The sequence below is a fragment of the Parabacteroides sp. AM58-2XD genome (assembly GCF_003463685.1).
Classification (GTDB): domain Bacteria; phylum Bacteroidota; class Bacteroidia; order Bacteroidales; family Tannerellaceae; genus Parabacteroides; species Parabacteroides segnis.
In genome coordinates, this window is sequence record NZ_QSDP01000109.1 from 1 (window position 1) to 21953 (window position 21953).

The 21953-nt window shown below is 41.8% G+C and carries 16 protein-coding genes and 1 pseudogene; 14 read left to right on the forward strand and 3 right to left on the reverse strand.

Going from position 1 to position 21953, the window contains the following annotated elements; translation table 11 throughout:
• Nucleotides 1-154: 154 nt before the first annotated feature.
• The 7 genes from DXA15_RS20510 to DXA15_RS20540 all read left to right on the forward strand — a co-directional run bounded on the left by DXA15_RS20510 (nucleotide 155) and on the right by DXA15_RS20540 (nucleotide 8520).
• Nucleotides 155-2227, forward strand: a complete 2073-nt coding sequence (locus DXA15_RS20510; protein ID WP_128135266.1) for a TonB-dependent receptor — start codon at nucleotides 155-157, stop codon at nucleotides 2225-2227.
• A gap of 216 nt (nucleotides 2228-2443) precedes the next feature.
• Nucleotides 2444-3649: an MFS transporter gene (locus tag DXA15_RS20515; RefSeq protein WP_128135267.1), complete on the forward strand. Its 1206-nt coding sequence runs from the start codon at nucleotides 2444-2446 to the stop codon at nucleotides 3647-3649.
• A 2-nt stretch (nucleotides 3650-3651) separates the two neighbouring features.
• Nucleotides 3652-5019, forward strand: coding sequence for an oxygen-independent coproporphyrinogen III oxidase (hemN, locus tag DXA15_RS20520; protein WP_010802295.1), 1368 nt, complete (start codon nucleotides 3652-3654; stop codon nucleotides 5017-5019).
• A 1-nt stretch (nucleotide 5020) separates the two neighbouring features.
• Complete coding sequence (gene hemG / locus DXA15_RS20525) at nucleotides 5021-6394, forward strand: protoporphyrinogen oxidase (RefSeq protein WP_128135268.1); 1374 nt, start codon at nucleotides 5021-5023, stop codon at nucleotides 6392-6394.
• Nucleotides 6395-6428: 34 nt separating this feature from the next.
• Nucleotides 6429-6827 carry a DUF2007 domain-containing protein gene (locus DXA15_RS20530; RefSeq protein ID WP_007657365.1) on the forward strand — a complete coding sequence of 133 codons (399 nt, stop codon included), beginning with the start codon at nucleotides 6429-6431 and terminating at the stop codon, nucleotides 6825-6827.
• A 13-nt stretch (nucleotides 6828-6840) separates the two neighbouring features.
• Entirely contained in the window at nucleotides 6841-7023 is a 183-nt protein-coding gene (locus tag DXA15_RS20535; protein WP_007657367.1) for a hypothetical protein, read from the forward strand.
• Between the two features lie 162 nt (nucleotides 7024-7185).
• Nucleotides 7186-8520: an NADP-specific glutamate dehydrogenase gene (locus DXA15_RS20540; protein WP_007657368.1), complete on the forward strand. Its 1335-nt coding sequence runs from the start codon at nucleotides 7186-7188 to the stop codon at nucleotides 8518-8520.
• Nucleotides 8521-8608: 88 nt separating this feature from the next.
• On the opposite strand, the pseudogene DXA15_RS20545 reads toward DXA15_RS20540, so the two are convergent.
• The 3 genes and pseudogenes from DXA15_RS20545 to DXA15_RS20555 all read right to left on the reverse strand — a co-directional run bounded on the left by DXA15_RS20545 (nucleotide 8609) and on the right by DXA15_RS20555 (nucleotide 10921).
• Nucleotides 8609-9792 (reverse strand): annotated as a pseudogene (locus tag DXA15_RS20545) (class I SAM-dependent rRNA methyltransferase).
• A 2-nt stretch (nucleotides 9793-9794) separates the two neighbouring features.
• Nucleotides 9795-10379: a 3'-5' exonuclease gene (locus tag DXA15_RS20550; protein ID WP_128135269.1), complete on the reverse strand. Its 585-nt coding sequence runs from the start codon at nucleotides 10377-10379 to the stop codon at nucleotides 9795-9797.
• Nucleotides 10376-10921, reverse strand: coding sequence for a DUF5063 domain-containing protein (locus DXA15_RS20555; protein ID WP_046145183.1), 546 nt, complete (start codon nucleotides 10919-10921; stop codon nucleotides 10376-10378). Before DXA15_RS20555 ends, DXA15_RS20550 begins: the two co-directional genes overlap by 4 nt.
• Before the next feature lie 378 nt (nucleotides 10922-11299).
• Here DXA15_RS20555 and DXA15_RS20560 point away from each other — a divergent pair, with 378 nt between their 5' ends.
• The 7 genes from DXA15_RS20560 to DXA15_RS20585 all read left to right on the forward strand — a co-directional run.
• Nucleotides 11300-11887 carry an HU family DNA-binding protein gene (locus tag DXA15_RS20560; RefSeq protein WP_128135270.1) on the forward strand — a complete coding sequence of 196 codons (588 nt, stop codon included), beginning with the start codon at nucleotides 11300-11302 and terminating at the stop codon, nucleotides 11885-11887.
• Nucleotides 11888-11938: 51 nt separating this feature from the next.
• Nucleotides 11939-13618, forward strand: coding sequence for a tetratricopeptide repeat protein (locus tag DXA15_RS20565; protein WP_128135271.1), 1680 nt, complete (start codon nucleotides 11939-11941; stop codon nucleotides 13616-13618).
• A gap of 249 nt (nucleotides 13619-13867) precedes the next feature.
• Nucleotides 13868-14215, forward strand: a complete 348-nt coding sequence (locus tag DXA15_RS20570; RefSeq protein ID WP_158579688.1) for a DUF3244 domain-containing protein — start codon at nucleotides 13868-13870, stop codon at nucleotides 14213-14215.
• Between the two features lie 58 nt (nucleotides 14216-14273).
• The gene (locus tag DXA15_RS27120) at nucleotides 14274-14984 is read left to right on the forward strand and encodes a tail fiber domain-containing protein (RefSeq protein ID WP_233567486.1); all 711 of its coding nucleotides are present in this window, start codon (nucleotides 14274-14276) and stop codon (nucleotides 14982-14984) included.
• Nucleotides 14962-15435 (forward strand): hypothetical protein, encoded by a 474-nt coding sequence (locus tag DXA15_RS27125; RefSeq protein ID WP_233567487.1) that lies wholly within the window; start codon nucleotides 14962-14964, stop codon nucleotides 15433-15435. Before DXA15_RS27120 ends, DXA15_RS27125 begins: the two co-directional genes overlap by 23 nt.
• Nucleotides 15436-15442: 7 nt before the next feature.
• On the forward strand, nucleotides 15443-15913 hold the full coding sequence (locus DXA15_RS20580; protein WP_128135273.1) for a hypothetical protein: 471 nt from the start codon (nucleotides 15443-15445) through the stop codon (nucleotides 15911-15913).
• 17 nt (nucleotides 15914-15930) lie between these two features.
• On the forward strand, nucleotides 15931-21953 hold a 6023-nt coding region (locus DXA15_RS20585; protein ID WP_128135274.1), incomplete at its 3' end, for an FG-GAP-like repeat-containing protein.

The window sequence follows — 21953 nt, forward strand, 5'->3', positions numbered from 1 at the left end:
CCATTTCTTAAAGCTTTCTATCTGAGAGAAATGTGGCTAAAGCCCAAAAAAGAACCAGCTTATAAACCGTCAGCTAAAGCAGACGGCAAATGAACCTGTAACAGATGAGTCACTTTGACAGTTGGATAGTTCAATTATTTCTAAAATAACAAATATGAAGGCATTGTTTTTATTCTGTTGTTTATTACTCTCTGTTTTCCCGGTCAAAGCGGACGATCCGGATACAACGAAAGTTCGTCAGGTCGAGTTGAACGAGGTAGTTGTCCGGTCGTTTAAGCAAAACAGGGATTTGCGCCTGGAACCGCTGTCGGCTTCCTCCGTTACCGGCACAGCCATACAAAATAAGAATATTACAGGAATTAAGGAGTTCAGTTCCTTTATCCCGAACCTGTTTATGCCTGATTATGGGTCGAAGCTAACTTCGCCTGTGTATATCCGTGGGATCGGTTCGAAGATCAATGCGCCTTCCGTCGGGCTTTATGTGGACGGTATCCCTTATTTTGAAAAGTCAGCGTTCGATTTCGATTTTGCAGAGGTCGACCGTGTCGAAGTGTTGCGTGGTCCGCAGGGAACTCTATACGGACGCAATACGATGGGGGGAATCATCAATGTCTATACCAAATCCCCCTTGAAATTTCAGGGAACGAATGCTTCGATCTCTAACGGTACTTACGGTGCCCGCGAGTATGCCCTTTCCCGCTATGCGAAAATAGGGGAGAAGTTCGGCTACTCCCTTTCCGCCAATTATAACAGGAATGACGGATATTTTACCAATCTGTTTACCGATAAGAAAGCGGATGACCTGAAAAGCGGCTCCGGCCGTATCCGGTTGGAATGGCAGCCGACGGAACGGTTGTCGCTCGGCTTGATGAGTTCGTATGACAATTCCAGACAAGGAGGTTATCCATATGCCGTCTGCGATTCGGTGACACACCGGCCGGGCGACGTCAACTACAACGATTACAGTTTTTATAAACGGGCCATGTCTACCACCGGCCTGACGGTGGAATATAAAGGTACGGGATACAGTCTCAGCAGCAAAACGGCTTTCCAGCACCTGTCGGATCATCAGGGGATCGACCAGGACTTTTCTCCGGCAAGTATTTATTTTGCCAAACAGGATCAGAAACAGAAGATGTTTTCGGAAGAGTTTAATATAAAATCGACGACAGACGGGCGGTATAAATGGCTGTTCGGCGCCTTCGGTTTCTGGCAGGGAATAGATAACACGGTGATAATGGATTATCTGTCGGCTGCCTACAGTTCGCGTAAGTTGTACGACACACCCACCTACGGAATAGCCTTTTATCATCAGTCTACCTTCGATGACCTGCTGGTCGACGGCCTTTCCGCAACGATCGGCATACGTTATGATTACGAACGTGCTTCTACCGATTATCTTAGCTTCAAAGATACGGAGGAGGAGAGTAAGGAGTTGGATGCCTTTTACAGCAAACTTAAATTCAGTCAGGTTACACCTAAATTTGCCTTACAATATATGTTTCCCTCTTCCGGGATTATCTACGCCACTGTAACGAAAGGATATAAGACCGGTGGCTTCAACACCTCTTTCGAGCGGGAAGAAGACCGCTCTTTCCGACCGGAGACCAGTTGGAATTATGAAGTGGGAGGCAAGCATCCTTTCCTCGATAACCGCCTGCGTGCCGAGATCGCTTTTTTCTGGATCAACTGGAAAAACCAGCAGATCAGTCAGTCGCTTACGGTAGGTTCCATGCTGAACAATGCGGGACGGAGCGAAAGCAAAGGGGTGGAAGTCAGTTTGCAGGGAAATCCGGTCAACGGACTGATGGTACAGTTAAATTACGGGTTTACCCATGCCACATTCAAGGATTATACAGACAAGAAGAAAGACAAGGTGTATGACTATTCGGGCAATTATCTGCCGCTGGTCCCTTCGCATACCTTCTCTGCCGGGGCCGATTATACCATTTCGAATCCATGCTCCCATATCGACCGCATCCTGATCAGTGCGAACTTTACCGGTGCGGGCCGGATATACTGGAAAGAAGATAACGTTGTTTCCCAACCTTTTTACGGACAATTGAACGGAAAGGTTTCAGCAACGAAAGGATTTGCTACCTTTGCGATCTGGGCTAAGAATATCACCAACACACAATATACCGCTTTTTATTTTGAGATGGGAAAAGGTCTGGCACAAGCGGGTCGCCCTTTCACGATCGGAGGAAGTGTAGCGGTGGCATTTTAATCGAGTGTAAAATGCTTTCGCAGCATGCGCCGGGACTTTACAGAGGTGTAAAATGCTTTCGCAGCTTGGGAAACGGCTTTACAGGGGTGTAAAATGCTTTCGCAGCTTGGGAAACGGCTTTACAAGGATGAAAAATGCTTTCCCAACGTGGGAAACGACTTTACAAGGATGAAAAGTGCTTTCCCAACATGGGAAACCATATTACAAAGAAAACGAATGGAACAAAAAAACAAAATATTCAATCTCGGAACCTTCTTCTGCCTCTACATTGCGCAGACCATTCCGATGAGTTTTTTCTCTACCGTCATTCCGGTAATGATGCGGCAGGAGAATTTTTCTTTATCTGCCATCGGTTTGCTGCAACTGATCAAGCTGCCCTGGATACTGAAATTCCTCTGGTCGCCGATGGTGGATCGCCATGCCCGGACAACGGGCGATTATAAACGATGGATATTCTTGTCCGAACTGATCTATGCCGTCCTGATCTTTGCCGTCGCTTTCCTCGATTTTAAAACGGATTTCTATACCATTATCGCCCTGATCATCGTATCGTTCGTAGCTTCTGCCACCCAGGATATTGCGACCGATGCGCTGGCTGTCCTTTCCTTTAGCCGGAAAGACAAAAGCCTGGTGAACAGCATGCAGTCGATGGGCAGTTTCGGCGGCTCGATGATTGGGGGAGGCGTGTTGCTGCTGTTGTTCAAACAGCTGGGATGGAACAGCCTGTTGCCTTGTGTCGCCTTGTTTGTGATTGTCGCTTTATTGCCGTTACTGTTCAACCGCGGACTGGAGATTGCACCGAAAGATACGCATGAACGGGCGAAGAAAGCAGATGTCTTTTACTTCTTTACCCAAAAGAATATATGGAAACAGATCGGTTTCCTTTTCCTTTATTATTCCGGCCTGATCGGTACGTTGGCGATGTTGAAGCCTTACCTGGTCGACCTGGGATACTCGATGAAAGAGATCGGGGTGATGAGTGGCGTGATAGGGACCTCTTTCGGGTTCATCTTTTCTTTTGTCGGGGGCTTTATCGTGCGCCGCATCGGACGGCATTGGGCACGTATCCTGTTTGCCGTGTTTGTATTGCTTGCCACGCTTTATTTCCTCGGATTGTCTTATGTCACTCCGACACTCGGACTCTTGCATGCCGGCATTGCCCTGCTCTGGGGCAGCTATGGGATGGCAACGATCGTGGTCTATACAACGGCGATGGATTGTGTTCGTCCCGGACGGGAAGGCACGGACTTTACAATACAGACGGTTATAACCCATCTGAGCGGAATGGTGATGGCGATATTGAGCGGAAAGATTGCCGATCATACCGGCTACCACGGCTTGTTTTTCTTTGAAGTAAGCCTGGCGGCCTTGTCGTTGGTTTATATATTGATCGTATTCAGGAAAGAGAAAGAAACAGTATAATTATGATACAGGATTTATTACAGAAATATAATGTGCCGGTGCCGAGATACACCAGTTATCCGCCGGCCAACTATTTTACGGAAGCGTTTGCCAATAAGGAATACGAATCGGCTATAGAGGCATCCAATACGGCACGGCCCGAACACATCTCTTTTTATGTGCATATCCCGTTCTGCCGCCATCTTTGCCATTATTGCGGGTGTAATTCATTCCCGATGATGAAGCGGGGCGTGATAGAACGTTATTTCTCAGCGTTGCACAGAGAAATAGAACTGGTAAAGACGCGGCTGGCTCCCGGACGGAAGATTTCCCAGATACATTATGGCGGGGGAAGTCCGACATCCATGCCTGTGTATTATCTGAGAGAACTGAACGAGCATTTGTTGGCAGGCTTCGAAACGATCGACCAGCCCGAAATAGCCGTCGAGTGCCATCCCGGGTATCTGGATGAAGAGTCTTGGCAGTCGTTGACGGAGGCGGGTTTCAATCGCTTCAGCCTCGGCGTGCAGGATTTCAATGAAAAGGTGTTGAAGACAGTCAACCGCCGCCCGTCGTTGTTGCCGGCGGAGATGATCTTTCAGATTCTCCGTAGCAAAGGGGCACGCATCAATATGGACTTTATCTACGGCTTGCCGTTCCAGACGGCCGAAAGTTTTGCGGAAACCATTACGCGGGCGGCAGTTCTGTGTCCTGACCGCCTGGTTACTTTCTCGTATGCCCATGTCCCTTGGGTGAACAAACAGCAACTTATCCTGGAAAAAGCCGGTTTGCCGCCCAGTGAGGAGAAAAGCCGCATGTATGAATCGGCAAAGAAACTTTTGTCAACAGCCGGTTACAAGACGATCGGCCTGGACCATTTTGTCCGGCAGGATGATGAATTGTATACGGCGTTGAAGAACGGCCGTTTGCATCGTAACTTCCAGGGATATTGTACCCGTCGTACAACCGGACAGGTGTATGCTTTCGGTGTGACCGGAATCAGCCAGCTGAATACCGCCTATACCCAGAACAGCAAGGACATTAATCAATATATGGAACGGATCGAAAACGATACGTTTGCCGTATCGAAAGGATATGAGTTGAGCCGAGACGAACAGATTACCCGTGAGGTGATCGAAACGCTGATGTGTAACTATTCTTTGGACTGGCAGGAGATGGCCGCTCGTTTCTCCCTGTCTGCGGAAGAGGTAAAATCGGCAACTGCCTATAATGACAATCGTCTGAATGAATTTGCCGCCGACGGCCTGATCGAGTATGACGACAATCATATCCGTATGACTTCCGGCGGAGCTCTCTTTGTCCGTAACGTTGCCGCTTCGCTGGATAAACTGATGCTTCATTCCAATAAATCATTTTCAAAACCAGTCTGATATGGAACAACATAATACGGATATTCTGGTTATCGGAGCCGGACTGACCGGTCTGACTACCGCCTTCCGGCTGACCCGCGGAGGAAAACAGGTACATATCCTGGAATGTAGTAACCGGGTAGGCGGGCAAATACATACATTCCGTGAAGACGGGTTCGTTTTTGAAAGCGGACCGAATACCGGAGTGATATCCTATCCCGAGGTCGCCGAACTGTTTGAAGCCTTGTCGCCTGCCTGCCAATTGGAAACGGCCCATGAAGAGGCCAAACGCCGCCTGATCTGGAAAGGAAACTCTTTCTGTGCATTACCTTCCGGCTTGTTCAGTGCAATAACAACCCCGTTGTTTACCCTCGGTGATAAATTCCGTATCCTGGGCGAACCTTTCCGGGCAAAAGGTACGAATCCCGATGAATCGGTCGGTGAACTGGCTGCCCGCCGTTTGGGAAAGTCATTCCTGAATTATGCCATAGACCCGTTCCTCTCCGGTGTTTATGCCGGCGATCCGCTGAAACTTATTACCCGTTATGCTTTACCTAAATTGTATAACCTGGAACAGCAATACGGAGGATTTATCAAAGGCACGATTGCCAAAGCCCGGCTGCCTAAAACAGAGCGTGACCGGTTGGCAACCAAAAAGGTTTTCTCCGCTGCCGGTGGTTTGGAGAATCTGGCGAAAGCGATGGCAGAGGCTATCGGTTCCCGAAATATCACCTTGTCGGCTTCCGGTGTGACGGTCCGTCCGTCTGAAAAAGGCTGGCTGGCTACTTATACAACTTCCGAAGGCGAACAACTTATGCATGCCAATAAGGTCGTAACGACGAGCGGTGCCTATACCTTGCCTGACCTGCTGCCGTTCATTTCCCGGGAAGATATGGATAAGATCAGTAATCTGCAATATGCTCCGGTAATACAGGCGAGTGTCGGCATTCGTAATACCGGGAGTTTGCGTTTTAACGCTTTTGGCGGATTGGTCCCTTCCTGCGAAAAGAAAGATGTGCTGGGGATTCTTTTCCCGGCTGCCTGTTTCGATAATCGCGCACCGAAAGAAGGAGCGCTCTTTTCTTTCTTTATCGGTGGCGTCAAGCGGGCGGAACTGACCCGTTTAACCGATGATGAACTAAAGGGGCTGATCACACATGAATTTCATGCAATGCTGAAATTTCCTATTCAGGTGCAACCGGATATGATCCGTATTTTTCGCCACCCGCATGCAATACCGCAGTATGGCCTGAGCAGCGGCGAACGTTTTGCTACGATCGATCAGTTGGAGGCACGTTATCCCGGACTGATACTGGCCGGTAATATGAAAGGTGGTATCGGCATGGCCGACCGTATCCGGCAGGCAACTGGTATTGCTGAAAACTTGCTCATGTAAGTCAAAATCCTTTTCTTTGTAAAAAAGTCAAATTATGGATAAGGTCGAGGATAAAATGGTTGAAATAGCCCGGTTTCAATATGTGGAACAAGCTCAGGGACTGGCCTCTTTATTGCAAGCCAACGGAGTTGTATGTTATGTAAGAAATGAATATACAACTCAGGTTATGGGACTTACGGATGTGGGAGGTATCCGTGTGGAACTTTTGGAAAGCGATGTGGAACAGGCTATGCAGATTATGGAAGCCAACGGATATGAAATCCCCTCAGAGGATGAAGAACCAGAGCAGATACAGGTCGTAGCCGGATGGGCCCGTCATATCCCTTTTCTTCGTAATTACACGTTAGAGAAGCAAATTGTCATCTTATTTGTGATTATTGCTGTGTTTTTGGTATTATTGATCTTTTTTGGATCACAAATCTCGTCTAACTAAAAAAATGTAACCGATGGCCCGTAGAAAGATAACAAATAGTCAGGCGGTGTGTCTCACTCTTTTATGGGGTGTTTTGGCCTACATGCTGCTTGTTTACAGTGAAAAGATAACCTTTGATGTGGTTTTTGCCCTGGTGGCGTCCGCTATCATTGTGTTCGTTCCTGTCTATAAAAACATAAAACGTAGAAATGAGTGACATTTAGTCACGTTTGCCTCTTTAAAATATCATTTCGATATTTTTTTATCATTTTTTCTTTCAAATATTTGCTGGTTTGAAAAAATGGCTTACCTTTGCGACGTTCTTAAAAGAAGAACGCTAACTAGCAAATTGGTATAACATTCTAAATAAACAGTTCTTATGAAGGCAAATGAAGTTTTAGACAACTTAAAGAGAAGATTTCCTAACGAACCCGAGTATCATCAGGCAGTTGCTGAAGTTTTAGGCACAATTGAAGAAGCCTATAACGAACATCCTGAATTTGAAAAGAGCAACCTGATCGAACGTCTTTGTATTCCTGATCGTATTTTCTCATTCCGTGTAACATGGGTAGACGATAAAGGACAGGTACAGACAAACATGGGTTACCGTATCCAGCATAACAACGTGATCGGCCCGTACAAAGGCGGTATCCGTTTCCATGCTTCTGTAAATCAATCGATCCTTAAGTTCCTGGCTTTCGAACAGACTTTCAAGAACTCATTGACTACACTGCCGATGGGTGGTGGTAAAGGTGGTGCCGACTTCAGCCCGCGTGGCAAATCAAATGCTGAAATCATGCGTTTCTGCCAGGCTTTCGTTATGGAATTGTGGCGTCATATCGGTCCGGATACAGACGTTCCTGCCGGTGATATAGGTGTTGGCGGACGTGAAGTTGCTTATATGTATGGTATGTACAAAAAGCTGGCCCGCGAAAACACAGGTACATTCACTGGTAAAGGTATCGAATTCGGTGGTTCACTGATTCGTCCGGAAGCAACAGGTTACGGTAACGTTTACTTCCTGCTGGAAATGCTGAAGACTCGTAACATCGACATTAAAGGTAAAGTGGTTGCTGTTTCAGGTTCGGGTAACGTTGCTCAGTATACGGTTGAAAAACTGATCGAACTGGGTGCTAAACCGATTACTATGTCTGATTCTGACGGTTATATCTATGATCCGGACGGTATCGACCGTGAGAAACTGGATTATATCATGGAATTGAAGAACCTCTATCGTGGACGTATCCGCGAATATGCAGAAAAATATGGCTGCAAATATGTTCAGGGTGGCCGTCCCTGGGGCGAAAAATGTGACATCGCCATGCCGAGTGCAACTCAGAACGAATTGAACGGTGACGATGCCAAGACATTGTTGGCTAACGGTTGTTTCGCTGTATCGGAAGGTGCAAACATGCCTTCTACTCCGGAAGCTATCGATGCATTCCTGGAAGCTAAGATCCTGTATGCTCCGGGTAAGGCTGCTAACGCCGGTGGTGTTTCCGTATCAGGTCTGGAAATGACTCAGAATGCAATGAAGCTGAGCTGGACAAGAGAAGAAGTAGACGAAAAGCTGAAAGGCATCATGAAGTCTATCCACGAACAATGTGTAAAATACGGAACACAGGCTGACGGAACTGTAAATTACGTGAAGGGTGCAAATGTGGCCGGCTTCATGAAGGTTGCAAAAGCTATGATGGCGCAAGGTATCTTATAATTGACAGAAATGTCGGTTACCATATAGATTTTGGTCATGGAAAAAGGGAGTCAAAAATGGCTCCCTTTTTTATTAAATACAATTTTTTTTATTCCACGTATAAAACCAGTCCTTTCAGATATTCCCCTTCCGGATGGTAAATATTGACCGGATGATCGGCCGGTTGCGTCAGCTGATGCAGGATACGGACGCTACGTCCGGATTGTGCTGCGGCACTGAATACGGCCAGGCGGAAATTCTCTTTACTGACAACCTGCGAACAGGAGAAAGTAAATAAAATACCTCCCGGTTTAATCTTTTCAAAAGCGATCGCGTTCAGTTTACGGTATCCTTGCAAAGCATTGCGGAGCACGTTCTTATGCTTGGCAAAGGCTGGCGGGTCCAGAATGATCAGATCGTAATTACTTCCCATCTTTTCCAGATATTTGAAGGCATCTTCGGCAAAAGCCTTATGTCGCAGGTCGCCAGGGAAGTTCAATTCCACATTTTTATTTGTCAGTGAAATCGCTTTGGCCGAACTGTCTACCGAATGAACCACTTCGGCACCGCCACGCATCGCATAGAACGAAAATCCTCCGGTGTAGCAAAACATGTTCAGCACCGAATGACCTTTGGCATACCGCTCCAGCAAAGAACGGTTTTCGCGCTGGTCCACAAAGAAACCGGTCTTTTGGCCTTTCTGCCAGTCCACACAGAACTTCAGTCCGTTTTCTGTTGCAATATCCTCTACTTCTCCGCCATATAGGTAACCGTCCTCACTGCCGAGATTGGCTTTATAAGGAAGAGTCGCTTCCGATTTATAATAAATGTTCTGTAAAGTATCTCCCAGTACCGTTTTTAACGCTTCGGCAATTTCGTGGCGGGCATAATGCATACCGACCGAATGCGCTGCATAACAGCCGTATGGGCATACATGTCGATAACGAGTCCCGGAAGATTATCTCCTTCCCCATGAATCAGGCGAAAAGTATTATTGTTTTCCACACCTGCCAGTCCCAGTTCGCGGCGAATAGCATAAGCCACGCGGATACGTTCTACCCAGAAATCCGCATCGATCGTAATCGGTTTGAACGATAAGATACGTACGGCAATGCTGCCTATCTGATAATGGCCGATAGCCAGAAAACGCTGGTTCGTTCCGTACACCTCTACCAGGTCGCCCTCTTCAGGATTCCCTTCAATGCTTTGGATAGCTCCGGAGAACACCCACGGATGGAAGCGCAACAACGATTCTTCCTTTTTCGGTTTGAGAAAGATTTTACAATAGTTCATTCTTATTTATCTTGATTCAATTGGTTGTAAATTTTCAGACAAGCCCAGGCGTCCAGGGCTGCATATTTCTTTTGTTGTTCGGTCAGCACATCGGCTTCCCAGTTGCTCAGGCGCTGGCCTTTCGATATTTTCTTATCGAAAAGGATCGCGTAGATCTTTTGCAGGCTGACATCCTCGATACCGAATTGTCCCACATAATTCTGCAAATCCAGAAAGTTGGCCGGTTTGATATCCGTCCGCTTCCGCATGGCACCGAAATCATCGCGCAGGGATAACCCGATTTTTAATATTTTATCGTTAACCAGAAAATCTTCAAGCGATTGCGGAATACCGATTCTGTTCAACCGGAACAGGAAGCAAGCCTCATCTGTCGAAATCTGCATCAACGAAATCTTATAGCGTGTCCCCTTTTTAAAACTGGGACGTGTTTCCGTATCGAAGCCAACCGCTTCGAACTGGGTTAAATAGCTGACGGCTTTATCGGCATCCTTTTCGGTGTCGATAACAAGGATCCGTCCCGGAAATTCTTCTATTTCAAGAAGTGATATCTCTTCTTTTGTTATTGTGTGTGTGTATTGTGTCATCATTCCTCGTTCGTTTCAATAATTTCTTCATCGCTGTAACGGATAGCGTGAAGCGCTTTCAGTGCATTTAAGAGTTGCTGTCCCCAGAACTCCTGGAAATTGGCGCGGCATAAAGCAATAGCCTGAAGCATGACTTCCTCATTTCCCTGTCGAAAAAGTGAAACAAAATTTCCTGTGTCTTGGTAAACATCCGCTAGGTTTTCCGAAACAAATGCAGCGATTGGCGTGTCGCTATATTGCATATCCGGATGAAATGTCTCCAGGTAAGAGTCTTTTTCTCCCAGCAGGGCGGCAATACGGGTCCGCACGGCTTCGTACATATCTTCCGTAACAGTCAGTTCCGGTTCGTCATCTTCGTCGTCCACTTCCGCTTCCGGTAATAGTGTCGCCTTCAGATAGAGCAGAGGTAACAGCTTGATTCCTTTATCTATAAAATCAAAAAGGCCGTTTTGTCCGGCTGTTTCAACAAATGTACAAAATTCTAGCGCTACAGTTACAAACTCCAGCGTATTGCGTTCATATATGGGATTATTCTCCTTTTCCATGCTACTTCTTATAGTATACCTATGATTTCTAACTTGCAAAAGTAAGAAATATATTGCGATAATCAGAATTATTAATTCTTATTAAGGTCTAATAAGAGGATGTCGATGAGAAAATTTTCGTGTGTGTTAAAGAGAATACGTGGGAAACAATAAAATATAAGCGTTCAGGAGAATAATTTCTCCCTTTCTGTTGTATCTTTGATGCTAATGGATTTAGCGGCTGATAATTGTCGGCCGTTTGGTTGATAATTATGTGCCAATCGGTCGATAATTGTGAGCCAAACGGCCGAGGATTATCAACCATTGATTACCTGCCGTACTAATTCAAATTAGTAAGGCATATAGATGAAAAGAGTATGTAACCAAATAAATAATACCATGTCAATAAAATTTAAAGCTTACTACACGCCGAAGCCCAATGGACGTAAAGGCATGCGGTTGACACATGCCCGTGCGATCAGCAGGGGAACTTATAATCTGGAAAAAGTTTGCAGGTTGATAAGCGAACGTTCTGCTGTGTCGTCGGCAGAAGTCAAAAGTGTATTGGATTCATTTGCCTGGGTGGTCGAACTGGCCCTAGAGGATGGCTGCCATATCGAGTTGGATGATCTGGGGTATTTCTCGCCATCATTGAAAACTACTCCGAATAAAGAAAACGGAAACAAGGGAACGGTTTACGTAGATGGAATTAATTACCGTTGTTCCACTTCTCTACGAAAAAAGTTAAGAAAAATCGATCTGGAGTTTGAAAAAGATAAAAAGAAACTTGATAACTGGGAAACACGAAAAGATAAATTGTTGAAATACATGAAAGATTGGGAAAGTGTGACTCCGCGTGCTTATGCTAAAGAATTTGGTTGTAGCCGTTACCGGGCGGAAATAGATCTGAAGAAGTTCGTGGAGGAAGGTGTACTCGTCAAGGTGGGCTATCGGAATAAGGTGATGTATTTGCTGGCAAAAGATTAGGTGCAGAAAATGTGATCATTAACACACTGCCTGCATAAAATGGGAAATAGCATGAAAAAATATATACTACTACTTTCATTTATTCATATCTTATTATGCATTTCCTGTAGACCGGAAAAAAATGATATGATATTATCCGAATCAGAATCTTTGCTTGATGCTGATCCTGATAGTGCTTTGTCCGTGTTACAAACAATTATATATCCGGAGAATTTGAGTCCGGATATATTTAACCGTTATATCTTATTAAAAATACAGGCAGAATATAAATCCGGGCAGGATATTACCACTGATTCTACCATTTTTTCGGTGAAAGAATCATATATGAAAGATGGTAATGCTTATAACATCGCTTTGGCCTCATATTATTGCGGATGCTATTTTAAGGAATTTGGCAGATTGAAGGAGGCGATGGAGAATTATCAGTTGGCATTGAAATTTGCCGAAAAGATAGATGATCTGAATCTTAAATCATTGATAAATAATGCTATTGGTTTTGTTTTACTGGATCAGTCCGATCCGGAGACTGCGGTGCGTTACTTCCATGAATCGGCAGCTTTTGATATACAGGCAGGAAATGTGAAGAATGAGGCCATTTCTTATATACAAATCGGTGATTGTTTCCAGTATTTGGAGAAACTAGACAGCGCTATGTATTATTATAACTTATGTTTACTTCTGGTCGAAAGGGAAAAATTGAAGGAACAGAAAGCTTGTGTCTTGCAAAATATTGGGGTATTATATGGTAGAGAAGGAGATTTGTCGAAAGCTGAGTATTATTTGAAGGAAGCTTTGTTGCATGAGCCTGATTCTGACGGGCTAATTAAAATATATACTCTTTTGTCGGATCTGTATACTGAAAATCATCAACCGGACTCTGCTAAAGTCTATATGAATTATTTGATGCAACGGAAGGATAGTATAAAAGATTTGTATACTAAAACCAATTTGTACCAAACTCTGTCAGAGAATGAAGAGTATCAAGGAAATTATTTGAAAGCACTGGAATATCATAAAATCTATTCAGATAATCTTTTACAGCAAATGGATGCCAATCTGGATAATAAGTTATTGAATCTTCAAAAGAAATACGACTATGAAAAAGTCCGAATGCACAATGTTCAGTTAAAATTGGATAGGACTTATATACTCATTGCTTTAGTATTCTGTATTGTAATTATTATTTGTATCGGAAAAATTTCTTATGGATTATATTGTTCGCGTTTGATAAAGATATCTGAATTGGAAGATAAAATGCGTCAACTAACAAATTTATCTGCAACAATGAATGAAAAAGAAAAGTCATTTAATGAGAAAGAAAAATCGTTCCGTACATATTTGCTTCATCATTTTAATGTTATGAAGAAAGCCTCTAGTCTTGAACTTTACCTGAAGAATGAAAAAACTCATAAGAATGAGTTCTGGATTAAAAAGTTTAATGATATAGTTTATGGTCAGGATGTTTTGGATTGGAATGTTCTGTATGATGTCATAAACCAGTTGCACGATGGATTTTTTATTAAGCTGAAAGAGCAGTTTCCTCAATTAAAAGAAATAGAATTCCGTATTATCTGTTTAACATATTCTGGTTTTTCTACGGAAGAAACATCTTTCATCCTAGCTCTCAGCATCAACACGATTAATACGAAGCGTTCTGCCATACGGAAAAAATTGGGCATCGAGGCTTATGCCAATTTGAATGATTTTTTAGACCAGAAGCTTAAAAGGTAGGATAAACCAGATTTCTTTTGGAAAATAAAGTTATATGGCTATTGCTGTAAAGTGTTGAAATGTAGCTTATTCGTTTGATTGTTTGCCTGGAAAAGTTATATGGCCTTGCCTATGGTTATCCGTGTATATACTTTTACCTCTGAGATAAATAACCAAGATTGTTTAATATAATACCAGAGTCTATGAAGGCAGTAAAAAACAGTATGTAGCATTATCCTGCTTATGGGAAGTATTTTGAGTTCTCACAGTATGGTTGGAACATTTGATGTGAATAGTTATGAACTCTGCTCAGTTACAGCATCGTCGCGTGTATGGTTAAAAGGGAGTTTGTCAACTCCGCAAAAGCGTAGCCTTTCACAACCGATCTCCGTTTTTCAGGAAGAGTGTACTTTGAATATCAGTTATTTATGTGGTCTAGGGGAGGTGCAGGTTACGATCAGCAATGCTCAAGGCTCAGTCATTTATAATGAAATGGAAACAGTTTCGGAGAGGGGTAACACTTCGATAAATCTGGATCAATTCGAAAAAGGTAACTATACGCTTACTTTTAAGAATGATCAGGGCAAAGAGTTATATGGGACATTTAGTATTTATTGAAGAAATCATGTAAACATTAAATTTATACAAATACAAACTTAAAATAAGTAAGAGCATTATGAAAACAAAGTTATATTTATTAATTATCTTAATATCTTGTTTGTCAATTACTTCTAAAGCACAGTTGCGGGTTTTGCAGAATGGTCGTGTACAAGTGGGAACTTTACGATTAGATGGTGAGGACCCACTAAATGTAACAACAATGCAGGTTTTTGGACCTCATGGCGATATGCGTTCAGGATCGAAATTGACATTTGGTGATTTTGGACAATTTCCGTATAATGGTTGGAATGTTTTTATAGGAGAATATGGCACTACTGATTCTGATCAACTGTGGTTGCATGGTAAAAACGGAATCTATTTAACCAGAGGCGGACAGGCCAGTAATATTATTGCTTATTATAATCCGGCTTCCAACAGTAATTTTGTATTTAATACGAATCTACGTGTGAACGGAGTCGATATAACTTCTGATGCCCGGTTGAAAGAAAATGTTCAGTCGCTTCAAAATCCGTTGGATCTTCTGTCCCATGTGAGTGGAGTGACTTATAATTATAAGCTTTCCGAAATAAACAAATATCGTGAGCCTGATAAATCGAAGTTTACTGAGGAACAAAGTATACAAGAAAATGCATCAGATATGCAAACATCCATGGATGCAGCCTCCATTGAGAAAGCAAACAGAGACAAACAGCTTCAAAATGTGATTGACCGCAAGGAAGCAGAAGAGGCATCTCGTAAAAGAATTGGTTTTTTGCTCAGGATGTAGAGAAAGTTTTGCCAGAATTGGTAAAACGGATGAAGATGGTGTAAAATCTATTGATTATATCGGCTTTATTCCTTTATTGGTTGAAAGTATCAACGAAATGCGGCTTACTATCCAGGAACAACAAAATGAGATAGAGATGTTACAAAGTTTACTGTCTGTAGAAACGAAATCTACATTGCGTTCAACATCTACCGGCAATCCAGATATGGTAGAAGGTGCAAAATTATATAATAGAGCCGGTGCATCTGTTTCTTATACGTTGCCGTCTACTTTTAGTAATGCGTATTTGCAGGTGTTCGATATCTCTGGAAGGGTGGTAAAGAAAATTACACTGACTATTGCCAATGATATTGTGGATATCAATCCTTCAGAGATTGGTTATGGAACTTTCGTCTATGCCTTGTATGTGGATGGACAGAAAGCGGATACATTGAAGAAATTTGTTAATTGATTTTCCTATGAAAATAAAATATACATTTATGATATATGTGAAATTATGTATGTCAGCCTTCTTCTTATTTTGTTTTGTGGATATTGTATTTGCCAGAGACCTAAAAGAAGGGGGGAAAGAATCGAAGGATAGTATATATAAAACAGGACAAGATAGTTTGAGAGTTGAACAAATTGATCGTTCTTCAGTAGCTTATGCCTCTTCTTGTGTTAATTTGTATGAAAACAAGACTGTAGCTTCTGTAGTCTCTGTTTTAGGTTGTGATACTCTTGCCGTACGGAATGTAACGGTAACGAAGAGTGGCAATTTAACTCTTATAGCTCCAGGGTATGTAACGTTAAATGGACTATTTGAAACAAATTTGGGGGGAACATTGAATATAAAAGTAGAACCGACTCGACTGATATTTGAGTTTTTTTATGATGAATCTGGAAATCGGATTATGCGACAAGTAAATGTAGTGGATTCAAACCTTTAATTATTTCGACATATATTATGGCTAAATACGTTTTATATATATTACTAATCTTTGTCTCTTGGGAAGGGTTAGCTCAGAATACATCGAACTTATCCGGTTCATTCGATATTGGTCCGGTTGGAAATGCGACATATAATATACCGGTTGATCTACCTCCTGGAACGGCTGGATTAAAACCGGACATTTCCATTGTCTATAACAGCTTTTCTGGAGATGGTGTTATGGGAAAGGGTTTTTCACTGTCTGCTATATCTTCTATTACGCGTGCCAATACAACTGTTTTTCATAATGGTTATATCAGTGATATAAAGTTTGATAATACAGATAAATATATGTTGGATGGTAATCGTTTGATGTATAATGCCTCGACGAATCAATACCGAACGGAAATGAATCCTTACTCTCAAATAAAAATCGTATCACCGAATACTTCTTCAGCCTATTTTGAGGTAAAGACAAAAGAGGGTTTGATTATGGAATACGGTAATACATCTGATTCTAAATTATATGCTCAGGGAGCTCATAAAGATCAGGTGGCATTCTGGATGCTCAATAAAGTAAAAGATCGTATAGGGAATTATTATACGTATACATACGAAAAAAATGATGACAACGGAGAAATCCGTTTAAAACAGATTGATTATACAGGCTATACGGGAAGTACAAACCGTGCTCCTTATTGTTCAGTGAAGTTTGCTTATACGAGTCGAAATTATGATGTTAACTTGAACTATATAGCAGGAAGTGAATTTGAGGAAACTAAACTGTTAAGTGAAATCGGAATTTATTATGGAGCAGAGCTTTATCGTAGATATACCATGACTTATAATTATGACGGAAATGATTTTACATATCTTTTGTCAAAAATTACAGTTACCGGTCAGAATAATGAAACTTTAAAACCGATAGTATTCAATTGGTATAAAAATACTGATTTTAAGCACAAACAGGTGGTATACGATCAATCGTCGAGTGCCATGAACTACATCAATAAAGCCTATATATCTTTGGGAGATTATAATGGTGACGGTAGGACTGATCTTTTAGCAACGCCGATGGAAGATGCCGATTGGACAGGCTGGAAATTGTTTTTGGCGGATACAGATGGAAATAAGTTCACTTATTCGGGGAGTGGAACTCTTCCTGAAAGATATAAGGAGCCGGTTCCCGGTGATTATAATGGAGATGGTATTACAGACTTTCTGGCGTGCCGGGAGACGGTTGCAAAATCTCTTGACGGGAACGATCCGCCTTCAACTTCATTGTCAGATACGTTAATAAATCAGACATCCGAAAATAGGGCATCTGTTACTTACTATAATTATTTTGTTTATTATGGTACGGGGAATGGATTTACGGCAGGGCCGGTACCTGCTATTACAACTGAATCACGCCCTCATGGAGTTCGTGTAGCGGACTTTAATGGGGATGGTGCTATGGACTTGTTTGTGTATTATAAGGAGAAGAATGGCTCTGTGGATTATAAAATTTGTATGTCCGGCTATTCTGGCGGGACATTGACTGCGTTTAATACAATTAAAACGGGTACTATCCTTTCAGAGATGAATTGGGATCAGGTGGAAGTATGGGATTTTAATGGCGATGGTTTGGCTGAAGTGATTAATTTTCGTGACGATGGTTACGACTATATGGAAAATAACGGAGCCGGTTCATTGTATAGAAGCCGTACCGGAACCTTTCCGAATAAAAAGCATAAAATAAGTTTTGGCGATTTTAATGGAGACAGGAAAATCGATTTATTGCTGACTGGTTGGAACGATATGGAATGGAGTGAATGGCAAACGTTGTTATCTACCGGTTCCGGATTTAAAAGTTATTCTTTTCCTAAGAAATTTAATACTTATTCTAAAGATATTTATGTATGTGACTTGAATGGTGACGGAAATGATGATTTTTTTGCCGTTGATAAATCTTCGGAAAATTTAAGTGCTCTCAAATGTTTTATAGGATATGATAACGGGCGTAATTTTAAGGAATATTCCAGCGTGAGTACATACGGGTCCGATAAATGGAACTTTTTCCCGTTGGATACCAGAGGCGATGGTAAATTAGGCTTTTTAGTAACGTCCGCACCTAATTCATGGAAAGGGTATCAATTGTATATGCCGAATGCCGAGTTTTCTAATTTACTGAAATCAGCAACAGATTCTCATGGGAATGTGACGTCTATTTCCTATAAAAAAATGCCGGATACTTCCATATATACAAAAACTCCGCCTGTAGGAGGGAGTGCAACTGTTTCCGGGTATGATAGCTTGTCTTTTACTGCTCCCTTTAAACTGGTTTCGGATGTTAGTATAAGTAATGGTATCGGGGGGACGAACAGTATTGCATATACTTATGAGAATGCAAAAGTATTTAAACGGGGACGTGGCTTTCTGGGGTTTACAAAGACAATAATGAATGATTTAAGTACTTCTGTTAAAACGACGATTACACAGAGTTTTTCAGATACTTATTATCAAGCAGCAGTTAAAAGTATAGAAAAAATCTACACACCGACGAACCGAAAATTGACACAAACAAACTATACAAATACTTTAACGAAGCCTTCAAATGCGTACGGGACATTTGTATATCAACCAACTTCAGTAACGGAACAAACTTATGAACCGACTGCAAATAAGGTTATTCAAACAGTAACAACAAATTATTCTTATGATGATTATGGAAATTTGTTGACTCAGACTGCAACGTATGGTAATGGAGATGTACAAAAAGTAACAAATACATATAGTAATAATACAGCAGACTGGCTTATAGGATTATTAACACGAAGTGTGAGTGTCAGTACGGTTAATAGCAGTTCGCAAACAAATACGGTCGATTATAGTTATTACAGCACAACAGGGTTGTTGCATACGCAAACGGTTGAGCCTAATCAGACTGCTTATAAATCGGTGGTCACTTATACATATGATGAATATGGGAATGTCGCAACAAAAACTAAAACGGTAGGTAATACCTCCCGTGTGGAATCTTATAAATATGTAAATGGGCGTTTTGTAGATACTCATACGGATGTATTAGGACAAGTCGAGTCTTTTATTTATGAACCAGTATCAGGCTTGATGTCTTCTCATACGGATATTAACGGTGATAAGTCGACTTACACTTATGATGGTTTCGGAAAAATCAAGACGCAGACGTCCAGTTCTTCACCGGGAAATAATGTTTTAACGAGTTGGACATGGACGAATGGTAATCCTTCAAAATCTGTAATTCTTCGAACACAAACGGCTGGTGACGGTCAGGTCGTTAAAAACTGGTATGATGCTTTAGGGCATGAGATTCAATCCGGTTATAAGAATTTCTCAGACAAGGAGGTTCTTACAGTGACGGAGTATGACGCTTTGGGACGTGCTATAAAAATGTCTGAGCCCTATTTTTCGGGAAGCACTTCGTCTGCAATTCAATATCATACCAGTCAATATGATAATTATGGCAGAATAAGTAAATTAGTGACTCCTTTGGGAACAATAACATATAGTTATTCAGGAAATCAGACAACAATCAATGATGGAACTAAGGGATATACGACTGTCCGGGAGACGGATACAGCCGGGAGGTTAAAGTCTGTAACGGATTCGGGTGGTAAGATCACTTATACTTATGGTCCGTCGGGTGATCCGGTGAAAGTGGTTTGTGGTTCTGTTTTTTCTACTATCAGTTATGATTTATTGGGGCGCCGTACCGAATTGAAAGATCCGAATGCCGGAATAATATCTTATACATATGACGGATGGGGTAATTTGAAGATGCAGACGGATGCCAGAGGCGAAACAGAAGAATATGTGTATGATAATAATGGCTTGCTAAAGACCTATAAAAGGGGGGATGAGGAATCGTTTTCCTATACTTATGATTCGAAGTATAAAGGACAGGTTGGTTCGGTGGTGTATGGTGGTGTTAAAACTGCATACACGTATGGTGATTATGGACGATTGGAATCGAAAACAGAAACGGTAGAGAACAAATCTTTCCAATTTTCGTACAGTTATAATACCAAAGGACAACTGGAAACGATGACTTACCCAAACTCGAAGTCAATAAAATATGAATATACCAATGGTGACCTTTATAAAATAATCTGGCAACCGAGTGCTACGACAGTCTGGCAGAAAAGTGATGAAAATGCCAAAGGGCAGGTTTTGTCTGTAAATTTAGGAAATGGTATGCAGGGTAGTTATACTTATAATACGATAGGTGTACCTACATCAATTCGTGCCTTAAAAGGGACTACACCTTTATTAAACATAGGTTACCAGAATAACGATTCGCGTGGAAATATCAGAAACAGAAAAGATTTGATTAAATTGCAGGGAGATGATTTTACCTATGATAATATGAATCGGTTGGTTGACGGAGTTGAATATGACGCTAATGGTAATATTACCTATAAATGGGATGCCGGGACGTATGAATATGATGCAAATCATCCTCATGCAGTCAGGAATGTGTCTCCCAGTAAGAGTATGGGATTGACGAATACCAATTTGTCGGTTAAATATAACAGTGTGCGTCTTCCTATAGAAATAAAAGAATCCGACAAAAAATATACGATAATCTATAATGGCGAGAATAGTCGTATAAAAAGTCAATATGTAGAAAATAATTCGACTGTATTTACTAAATATTATTCTGGTCCTTATGAAGAGATACAGAAAGGTTCAACAACTCGTAAAAATTACTATATTTATGCCGGAGGAGAAATAGCAGCCGTTTATACGGAGGGAACCTCCGATGCCGGTATGTATTATTATCATAATGACCATTTGGGTTCTCCCTGGTTGATAACTAATGCATCAGGTGTAGAAGTGCAACGTTTGAATTTTAATGCTTGGGGACGCAGGCGTGATGTCTCTGACTGGAGTAAATATTCAAATCTGCCGGAGATGAAGTTTGATCGTGGCTTTACTGGCCATGAGCATTTGGAGATGTTCGGTCTGATTAATATGAATGCCCGTTTGTATGATCCGGTATTGGGACGTTTCTTAAGCCCGGATCCTATTATTCAGGTGCCTGATTTTACGCAGTCTTATAATGGGTATGCGTATGCGTTGAATAATCCGTTGTCGTATAAAGATCCAACGGGAGAGTTTCTTTTTACAGCTTTGATACCCGGCTTTGGGATCTTTTTGGATGCAATGATTGTAGGTGCAGCGGTAGGAGCAGTTGGTGGAGGTGTAAAAAGTGCAATACAAGGACAGAATTTCTGGAATGGAGCTTGGAAAGGTGCCATAACAGGAGGTGTAGGTGGGCTAATGGCGCCAATAGGTGGAGCTGGAATGAGTTTTGCTGCAAATGTAGGTCTTGGAGCTGCCCAAGGTGCATTAGTCGGAAGTTTAGATGCTGCTTTGTGGGGTACAAGTGTAGGAAAAGGTTTATTATGGGGATGTGTCTCTGGTGCTTCTTTTGCTACATTAACATCTGATAATATGAAGAATATGTTTAAAGGAAAAGGATTCAAGTCAAATCAAAGTGTGTTTAAAGATTTTTCTGCAGGGAAATATACGGCAGAAGGAGGTGTTTGGCAACAGGATGCTCTTGATTATTTTGGGTTTGATGGTGAGTATGTGGAAAATTTTAGTGGACCAAAATATGTTATGGACGGGCAGGGTGCATTAGGTAGTACGGATATAAATACGGCTCAAATTAGATATGGAAAGTCTGCATTTCAGTCTTTTGATGATTTGTATGCTACTTACGATAAGGAAATGTTTCATAGGAAACGTTTTTTATCTGGTGTGAGTCCTGAAAAGCAGGATCTTACAGGTTGGCCTTTGGAGTATAAGAATAGGCATTATTTTCCAGAGGAAAGGCTTGGTTTTATTCACCAATATCAGAATAGTGGATTGTATCCTAGAACATCTATAGGATCATTGAGTCAAATAACTTATTATCAGATGAATACGTTTGATATGTTAGAGTCTCAATATTATAAAAGAAAATGGTGGCACTTTGATATGTTAGAGTCTCAATATTATAAAAGAAAATGGTGGCACTTTATATATAAAAT

What these genes read in the sequence shown, in the direction of transcription:
- DXA15_RS20510 (WP_128135266.1), top strand. Translation starts at nt 155, where the DNA reads ATGAAGGCATTGTTTTTATTCTGTTGTTTATTACTCTCTGTTTTCCCG.
- DXA15_RS20515 (WP_128135267.1), top strand. Translation starts at nt 2,444, where the DNA reads ATGGAACAAAAAAACAAAATATTCAATCTCGGAACCTTCTTCTGCCTC.
- hemN (WP_010802295.1), top strand. Translation starts at nt 3,652, where the DNA reads ATGATACAGGATTTATTACAGAAATATAATGTGCCGGTGCCGAGATAC.
- hemG (WP_128135268.1), top strand. Translation starts at nt 5,021, where the DNA reads ATGGAACAACATAATACGGATATTCTGGTTATCGGAGCCGGACTGACC.
- DXA15_RS20530 (WP_007657365.1), top strand. Translation starts at nt 6,429, where the DNA reads ATGGATAAGGTCGAGGATAAAATGGTTGAAATAGCCCGGTTTCAATAT.
- DXA15_RS20535 (WP_007657367.1), top strand. Translation starts at nt 6,841, where the DNA reads ATGGCCCGTAGAAAGATAACAAATAGTCAGGCGGTGTGTCTCACTCTT.
- DXA15_RS20540 (WP_007657368.1), top strand. Translation starts at nt 7,186, where the DNA reads ATGAAGGCAAATGAAGTTTTAGACAACTTAAAGAGAAGATTTCCTAAC.
- DXA15_RS20550 (WP_128135269.1), bottom strand. Translation starts at nt 10,379, where the DNA reads ATGATGACACAATACACACACACAATAACAAAAGAAGAGATATCACTT.
- DXA15_RS20555 (WP_046145183.1), bottom strand. Translation starts at nt 10,921, where the DNA reads ATGGAAAAGGAGAATAATCCCATATATGAACGCAATACGCTGGAGTTT.
- DXA15_RS20560 (WP_128135270.1), top strand. Translation starts at nt 11,300, where the DNA reads ATGTCAATAAAATTTAAAGCTTACTACACGCCGAAGCCCAATGGACGT.
- DXA15_RS20565 (WP_128135271.1), top strand. Translation starts at nt 11,939, where the DNA reads ATGAAAAAATATATACTACTACTTTCATTTATTCATATCTTATTATGC.
- DXA15_RS20570 (WP_158579688.1), top strand. Translation starts at nt 13,868, where the DNA reads ATGGTTGGAACATTTGATGTGAATAGTTATGAACTCTGCTCAGTTACA.
- DXA15_RS27120 (WP_233567486.1), top strand. Translation starts at nt 14,274, where the DNA reads ATGAAAACAAAGTTATATTTATTAATTATCTTAATATCTTGTTTGTCA.
- DXA15_RS20580 (WP_128135273.1), top strand. Translation starts at nt 15,443, where the DNA reads ATGAAAATAAAATATACATTTATGATATATGTGAAATTATGTATGTCA.